2 protein-coding genes are annotated in these 1,266 nt (G+C 66.4%); both read right to left on the bottom strand.

All coding sequences use genetic code 11. The annotated features are described in order from the left end of the window. The coding region (locus G7A99_RS20060) for an alpha/beta fold hydrolase (protein WP_163143570.1) at nucleotides 1–317 on the bottom strand (317 nt) is incomplete at its 3' end. Between the two features lie 52 nt (nucleotides 318–369). Beyond that, the coding region (locus G7A99_RS20055) for a fumarylacetoacetate hydrolase family protein (protein WP_240466356.1) at nucleotides 370–1,266 on the bottom strand (897 nt) is incomplete at its 5' end.

Genomic DNA, 1,266 nt, shown 5'->3' with positions numbered 1-1,266 from the left:
CGTTCCGGGTGCCGTGCGGCGATGTGCTGACACACGATCGTCCCCATCGAGTGGCCCACCCAGTGGGCGCGCTCGACGCCGAGGGAATCCGCCAGGGCGAGCAGGTCGTCGACGAAGCCGTCGATGGACAGCTCGCCGGTGCACGGTGACAGGCCCGAGCCCTCGAGATCCGGGCGGATCACCCGGAAATGGCGCGACAGCATATTGGCCTGGGGGCCCCAGGCATTCGAGTCGCCGCCGAGCCCGTGCACCATGATCACGGCCTCGCCGTCGCCGTGCTCTTCCACGAGGAGTTGTTTTCCGTTGACCGCGTGCATTGGTTTGCGCTCCTGTCGTCGAATTTGCGGTTAGTCCGGCTTTTCCGGTGTATTACGCGGAGGTGACGTCGTTGACCAGTTCGCCGAGCCCGTCGATGGCGACACGGACGCGATCGCCCACCTGCAGGAAGCGGGGGGGATCGAAGCCGATCCCGACGCCCTGCGGTGTCCCGGTCGCGATGATGTCGCCGGGCCGCAGTGTCATGCCCGCCGACAGGGTCTCGATCAGTGTCGGGATGTCGAAAATCAGGTCGCGGGTGTTGGCTTCCTGGCGCAGCTCGTCATTCACCCAGCAGCGGACGTTCAGGTTCTCGGGGTCCACTTCGTCCGCGGTGGCGATCCACGGCCCCATTGGGCAGAAGGTGTCGAGGGATTTGCCGATGAACCACTGGCGGTGAAGCGCCTGCAGATCGCGTGCGGTGACGTCGTTGATTGCCACGTAGCCGAACACGTGCCGATAGGCGTCGGCGGCGCGGATCCCGCGGCCGCCCTGGCCGATGACCACGCCCACCTCGGCCTCGTAGTCGAGCTTTTCGCTGATCCCTTCGGGATAGATGACGCGTGCTCCCGGACCGACGACGCTGGAAGGCGCCTTGGTGAAAACGATCGGCGCCTCCGGTGCGTCCGCGGACCGTTTGGCGTCGCTGCGGTCGAAACCGCTGCGTGAGAACTCGTTGGCGTGGGCGAGGTAGTTCTTGCCCACACACATGAGGTTGCGCCCGGGGGTGGGGATCGGCGCCATGAGCGTGACCTGGTCGAGACCGATGGCCTTGGCATCATCGAAGGAGGCGTCGGGGACCGATACGCCGTATTGGTTGATCCACTGGGTCATGCTCTCCGGGGCGCCGGCGACGCACGCGGAGGCCGGAAACACGCGTCCCCGGTCCGCGTCGAGAATCCCCAGGCGTGTCGCGCCGTCGTGGCGGTAAGTGACTAGTTTCATGGGCGG

The organism is Arhodomonas sp. KWT (assembly GCF_010993615.1).
This window is presented reverse-complemented; position numbering and strand designations above follow the sequence as displayed.